Below are 6446 nucleotides of genomic sequence, written 5' to 3' on the forward strand. Positions count from 1 at the left end.
AAATTATGTCATATAAGAGTATAAAAGTTGTTAAAGGAAATGGCGGTTTCGGAGGACCTTTGGTCATTACCCCTAGTGAGGCTAAGCATAAATTTATCTATATCACTGGCGGCGGAGAAAAGCCAGATATTGTAGATAAAATTGCTGATTTGACCGGTATGGAAGCTGTTAATGGGTTTAAAACTTCTATCCCTGATGAGGAAATTGCTTTAGCAATCGTGGATTGCGGCGGTACTCTTCGCTGCGGTATTTATCCTAAAAAGGGGATCCCTACAATCAATATTGTCGCTACAGGGAAAAGTGGCCCTCTAGCACAATATATCACCGAGGAAATCTATGTGTCAGCAGTTGGCCTTAATCAAATTTCTGCTGCTAATGAAGACGAAAAAGCGACAACTGTGGTAACAGAAAAGCCAACTTACGATACTAGTAAAAAAATTACAGAGCAAAAAGCTGAAACAAGTATTGTAGCAAGAATTGGGATGGGCGCTGGGAAGGTCGTTGCGACTTTCAACCAGGCAGCTCGTGAAGCCATCCAAACAATGCTCAACACAATCATTCCTTTCATGGCCTTTGTTTCCTTGCTGATTGGGGTTATTCAAGGTTCAGGTGTTGGAAATTGGCTGGCAAAATTAATGGTTCCCCTAGCGGGGAACATCTGGGGACTCATTTTGATTGGCTTTATCTGTTCCTTGCCATTCCTATCTCCTTTGTTAGGCCCCGGAGCTGTTATCAGTCAGATTATCGGAACCTTAATTGGAGTCGAAATCGGAAAAGGGAATATTCCGCCCCAAATGGCTCTGCCAGCTATATTTGCTATCAACACTCAAAACGGTTGTGATTTCATTCCTGTAGCACTCGGTCTATCTGAAGCCAAGTCTGAAACAGTTGAGGTTGGTGTCCCTTCTGTGCTTTATTCACGCTTTCTCAATGGTGTTCCGCGGGTGCTAGTAGCTTGGATAGCTAGTATTGGTCTTTATCAATAGACCTTTGATAGATGCACGTAAACAAAGCAACTATTATGTTAAACTTATCTATAAGCATAAGTTTAAGACAAATTAGAGAAAGGATAAATAGGAATTAGATGAAGAAAATTTTTGAAGCTAAAGTAATTCAAGTGGGACCTGAAGCTCAGAATATGATTCAAGATGCCAATATGCTCATTTTATTTGGAGAAGAAGCACCGGAAGATTTAGCAGAGTATTGTTTTAAGATTGATAACAAAAATCTGCTAGGTTCAATACTAGAAGGCGGCAAGCTGGTGGTAGATAATCAGGAATATTCAATTAGTTCTGTGGGAAATGTAGTAGAAAAAAATTTAACTGGACTGGGCCATATCACGATTTCTTTTGATGGTTCAAAAGAGGGGAGTCTTCCTGGTACACTCCATGTCGCAGCAGACCAAGCAGTAGTAATTGAAAAAGGCTCTACCATTCAGATTTTTGAAGTAGCTCAAGTAGGATAAAATATCTAAATAAGAATACTAGAAAAATAAGAGTCTAAAAACTTGATTCAGAGCCTGGGCAAAAAGTCCAGGCTTTTGGGTCTAAATTAGAAAAAATAGATGACGCAGTGGTTGATTGGCATCTTCCTTCGCTTTTTAAGCCCCAAAGATTGCCTGATCAACTGTGCGGGGGTGGGAAGACGAACTTTTTAACTTGTTTGAAGTTCTTTCCCACTCCCTTTTTGATTGGAAGAATAATTTATGTTATAATATTGTAAAATTTGTCATTATTTTTCAATATTTTCGCAATATGACAAATCAACAAAATTTATAAGGAGAAAACCATGTCAGATAAAGATGGACAAGGTCAAGTGCAAGGGGCTTGGCAAGAAAATCAAACTAGCCAGCCAATGCAAGGGAATTTCCAGCAGCTTCAGTCGCAAGAATTACCTGATAAGAAAGGCAATATCGGAAAAGTCATAGGACTTTCAGTTTTTGCTCTTATAATTGGTCTTTTGATTGGTAGCGGTTCAGCTTATTTTATCGGCAAGCAGGCGCAGACAAATAAGGATATACAAAGGATTAAGCGTCTGAGTAAGGCTCAGGAAGAAGCTAAAGACAAGAGTTACAGCTTTACTACAGACGGGCAGTCGGTTCAGTTTAATTGGACTTTGAAAGACTTGGGACGGTTGAGCTATACAAATGATGAGGGATTAGGCCTGACGGCTGATCAAATCGTTGAAACTTATGGCTTGGCTAGTTCAGCAGAATATGATCGTAATCGTCTGTTACTCCGATGGGGCCCTTCTGTCAGGGATAAGGAGCAAAATATTTCTTTTCAATTTGATAAAGTTGACCAGAACTACTATCTGAGACAAGTGGTAGTTGGAGATTCTTTTAAAGAATATAGAAAAGGGAAGGAAACGACAGATTGGAGCGTATTATCTCCCAAAGACCTTGAACGTTTGAAAGAAGGAGACAAGGAAACGGGTGAAGGAGGAATAGCTTTATCAGAGGTCCTGAAGAAGCATCCTGTTCCGTCAGAAATTGTCATCGCAACCGAACGTGACGTAGATAATAAGATTATCTCCAACCGTCTGATTGCTGAGGTAACTTATAAAACAGAAGATGGTTATGAATACCTATTGTTTGTAGGCCAGCCAGATGGAAATTTCTTATATATAAAGTCAGAGGAAATGTAAGTTTTTACTTATTTAGTTTATCTTTTGTGACTGACTGCTTTCAAAGCATTTCGTTATTAAAAGAGAACTGATAAAACTATTGGAAATAAACAAGAAAGAGGAAAGAAGATTGACAGAACAGCAATCACAGCATTCTTTTGAATCGTCAAAGAATGTTCGGCCAGAAGAAGGAATTCCGCGACATTTTCAATCTCAGCAAGGCCATGTTTTCAGTCCGCAGGGACCAACCCCACCTTTGGCCAAGAATAAATCTTGGAAAGGAATCCTGATAGGCGGAGCCTTGCTCTCTCTTGGTCTTGGACTAATCGGAGGGGGAATCTGGGGCTATAGAATGGGAGTAGCGGATGTTATCAAAGGGGAATATCCTGTGCTCCATCCTTTAGCAGATGCTGGGGAATCAAAGAGAGATCAATCAGATCAGTACATTGACCCTGATACTACTGAGTTCAAGTGGGATATTGATAGTTTGTCAGAGTTACGGTTCAATACTATTCAGACAGATACGAATGGTACTTCTGTGGAAGATATTCTTGATAAATATGGCAAGGCTTTAAAAGAAGAAATCTCTCATGACAGCCTTGATTTAGAGTGGGGAACGCTTCAAGATTCTGATGATGAGGAGGACTGGCCAGTTTATTATACAGATCAAACTGCTTCTCTGGATTTTGAGAAGAAAAAAGATGGTTTCTATCTGAATAGCCTTCATATCTATAATATTCGCTTTGAAGGAAGCAATCATAATGCTAAGGACGAAGCCATGGCCGCTGATTACTTTGAAAAACTGAAAAAAGGCGATGCAAAGACTGGTAAGGACGGCATTTCCTATAAGGAAGTTTTTAAGGAATATGGCAGTCCGCGAAGTATCTCTATTCGTGTAGATGAAGATTTCAGTGAGGATACTAGTCAAACCATTATGGAGGCGGCTTATGACGCTCCTAATGATGGTACTTATAGGTTGTTCTTCGTTCAGCAGGAGGACGGAAACTATCTTTTGTCCATTACTGCCAACAAATAAAACAGAACTCAAATAATAAAAGGAGAAACGATGTCAGAACAAAATAAACCGCAGGAACAATCTTTAGAAGGATTAGCTCCGTATCCACAGCAAGTCCCGTCATCAGATCCAGGACAATTTGTAGCTAACTCAGTAGAGGGGCAGCCTCTTCCAGCAGAAGGAGGCAGTCCTGAGATGCCGAATCCTAATCAAGATTTTGGTGTTCAGCAACCCATTTTTGATGCTCCTCAACAACAGATGCCTCAGCAGGATAATTGGGGAAATCCCGCTTTTCAAGGAGCAATTCCTCAGGGATTTAATCCAGCTGGTCAGAACTTTGCCGGACCACAGCAAGCTGCAAACTTCGCTGGCCAGCCAAGTCCAGAGCCAAAGAAAAATAGTACGGGCAAGCTGATAGGATTTTTAGGAATAGGTCTGGCAGCGGGACTATTGCTAGGAGGTCTTGGCGGCTATTTCCTAAATGATTTTATGAGTGGGGGAAGTGTGCCAAGTCTGTCTCGAAAGGGACATCAAAGCGATGTTGCTTCTTTTGTGGCTCCGTCAAAAGAGGATGTATATGAGTGGGAAGTGAAAGACCTTGAAAAGCTGAGCATTGTTAGTGCGGATGATGAAGGATTGACCCCTGAACAAGTAGTCAAAGATTTTGGCTTGGCCAGCAGTGTGACGTTTCAAGAAGAAGGGCTCTCATTGTCTTGGTTACCTGACTCTAGTTATACCACTCTGACCTTTATGAAACACGAGGATGGCAGCTACCATCTTCAGGGTATGAGTATTATGCCCGGTAGTGACGACTATGATAAAAAGGTATCTGGCCAGATTACGGAGAACTTAAAGACGGGTGATGCGGAAACAGGCGAGGGCGGTTCTTCCTTTAAAGAAGTAATCAAGGAATACCCAGAATATCAACATATCTCAGTTTATGGGGATGGTGAATCAGAGCCGAAGATGCTTGTAAACTATGAAACCTCTTCAAATAAGGAGATAACTTTGACTTTTATCCGTCAGGAAAATGGACAGTACCTATTGAGTAATCTTTCTAAATAGAATAAATGAATAGGAGTTCTTGTCTCATAAGCTGGAAACTCTGAACGGTACGCAAAAGATCAAAATGACCATTGATGCTAACAGCGGGAACATTTTGAACGAAAGAATTAAATAATATCGTTGGTATATAAGTTTGGAATTGCTTTGTTGGGCACGGACGAGAGTTCGTGCCTTTTTCCTTGTAGATTTAGAGCTAAACCTGTTCAAAATATGATATACTGGAACAAGACTGTCTTAGCGAAACATTGCCTTTTCAAAGTGTTTAGAGGAAGGGTGAACTGAGAAGTTAAAAGGACTATTCATCAAAGTCTCACATTAGTTATTTTTGTTGTAAAATATTTTAAAGAGTAAATGATGTTTTAAAAAAGTTATTGATACAGATATGGTATTTCTAGCTTATTGAAGAAAGAGAAGCTAGTGTCTGTCTTTCCGAGTAGTTCTATCGAAATGAATGAAAAATGCTATCTTACTAATGCTGATTAGTTTAAAAAATATGATTGGGAGAATATATGGAAAAAAGAAATCTGGAAGCCTTAAGACGGGAACATGAATCAAAATTTAACAAGGTTCAGCCTAAAAGAAGGGACGTCAATCATTCTGTATTCCCATCCAGAAAATCTGAAGAAGAGGAATCTCAGGCTTTAGCTCAATCACAAATGACTGAGAAAAAATCAGTCGAAAACATTGAGTCCAATGAATCCTCCTCTAACTCAGTAATTAATGTAAGCGACAAAGATAGTGGAGCTCAGTTCAGCTATCAGGATGTTTCAGAGACTCCAGACGGTTTGAGAACTGAAACAGAGATTAAACGAGTTTCAACGGCTGAGTCAGATGACTTCTTACACCTGAGGGGGAGAGAGTTATCTCGCCTTATTTTTGCTTTAGAATCCTTGAAATCTAAGAAAAAAGAATCACTCTATTTTAAGGATGAAACTAGTCGTCCAGACTCAGAACTTGTATCTGAAGCAGAAGAGTATGAGCTTCGTCCGAGATTTAGTGCTGAGGAGCTCGCTAAAAAAGAAGAGAATGAGGCTTTTTGGAAGGAAAATTCGGAGTCTTCATCTGATAGTTCTATGGGTTGGAAACTTATGTGGGCGTTTTTCATGTTACTCATAGGACTAGGAGCTGTAGGGCTAGTTTCCAATCCGAGCTCTAAAACAAATAATATTTATAATGATTCTTTTGATATTTATCAGGGGGGAACGTCATCTAACAGCGAAAGGGATTTAACTTCTACTAATCGTTCAGAATTGATTGCTGGAGAAGAATATCAGTTTCATATCACTTATGATGATGTCGCACTTTTGTTTGCGGATTTTAAAGGAACTGCCTCTCGTTTAACAGCAGATGAAGTGGTTGCTAAGTTAGGAAAAGCGAAATCAGGGAGAGAACATAATTATGATAATCAAATAATAACACTGAATTTAGATTATCCTGATGCAGGATCAAATGCTTCGGTTTCAATTTCTTTTTCTAGTTACGGTAGTGTGGGAACGCCTAAATTAGATTCTCTATTCAGTCATCATCTTAGCAGCAATAGTTTGCTGTTAAACGAGAGGCAGTTCCTTTAAAATCCGCAAACAAAAGTGCGACATCATCATAAGTGATATGAAACTGATATTCTTCTCCAGCAATCAATTCTGAACGATTAGTAGAAGTTAAATCCCTTTCGCTGTTAGATGACGTTCCCCCCTGATAAATATCAAAAGAATCATTATAAATATTATTTGTTTTAGAGCTC

The 6446-nt window shown here is 39.5% G+C and carries 6 protein-coding genes and 1 pseudogene; 6 read left to right on the forward strand and 1 reads right to left on the reverse strand.

Annotated elements, in window-relative coordinates; genetic code table 11:
* The first annotated feature begins 5 nt into the window (after nucleotides 1-5).
* The 6 genes from srlE to K4H96_RS06870 all read left to right on the forward strand — a co-directional run bounded on the left by srlE (nucleotide 6) and on the right by K4H96_RS06870 (nucleotide 6276).
* A complete protein-coding gene (srlE, locus tag K4H96_RS06845) occupies nucleotides 6-986 on the forward strand; it encodes a PTS glucitol/sorbitol transporter subunit IIB (protein ID WP_009660130.1) in 981 nt (326 codons plus the stop codon).
* Nucleotides 987-1084: 98 nt separating this feature from the next.
* The gene (locus K4H96_RS06850) at nucleotides 1085-1465 is read left to right on the forward strand and encodes a PTS glucitol/sorbitol transporter subunit IIA (RefSeq protein WP_002902105.1); all 381 of its coding nucleotides are present in this window, start codon (nucleotides 1085-1087) and stop codon (nucleotides 1463-1465) included.
* A 323-nt stretch (nucleotides 1466-1788) separates the two neighbouring features.
* Nucleotides 1789-2646 carry a hypothetical protein gene (locus K4H96_RS06855; protein ID WP_002902109.1) on the forward strand — a complete coding sequence of 286 codons (858 nt, stop codon included), beginning with the start codon at nucleotides 1789-1791 and terminating at the stop codon, nucleotides 2644-2646.
* A 79-nt stretch (nucleotides 2647-2725) separates the two neighbouring features.
* Nucleotides 2726-3661, forward strand: coding sequence for a hypothetical protein (locus tag K4H96_RS06860; RefSeq protein ID WP_002902110.1), 936 nt, complete (start codon nucleotides 2726-2728; stop codon nucleotides 3659-3661).
* Between the two features lie 30 nt (nucleotides 3662-3691).
* On the forward strand, nucleotides 3692-4705 hold the full coding sequence (locus K4H96_RS06865; protein WP_223337748.1) for a hypothetical protein: 1014 nt from the start codon (nucleotides 3692-3694) through the stop codon (nucleotides 4703-4705).
* A gap of 509 nt (nucleotides 4706-5214) precedes the next feature.
* Entirely contained in the window at nucleotides 5215-6276 is a 1062-nt protein-coding gene (locus K4H96_RS06870; RefSeq protein ID WP_227956430.1) for a hypothetical protein, read from the forward strand.
* On the opposite strand, the pseudogene K4H96_RS06875 reads toward K4H96_RS06870, so the two are convergent.
* A pseudogene (locus tag K4H96_RS06875) lies at nucleotides 6233-6446 on the reverse strand (hypothetical protein); the annotation flags it as partial. The gene K4H96_RS06870 and the pseudogene K4H96_RS06875 overlap by 44 nt on opposite strands.

Source organism: Streptococcus sanguinis (genome assembly GCF_020729765.1).
GTDB classification, from domain to species: domain Bacteria; phylum Bacillota; class Bacilli; order Lactobacillales; family Streptococcaceae; genus Streptococcus; species Streptococcus sanguinis_Q.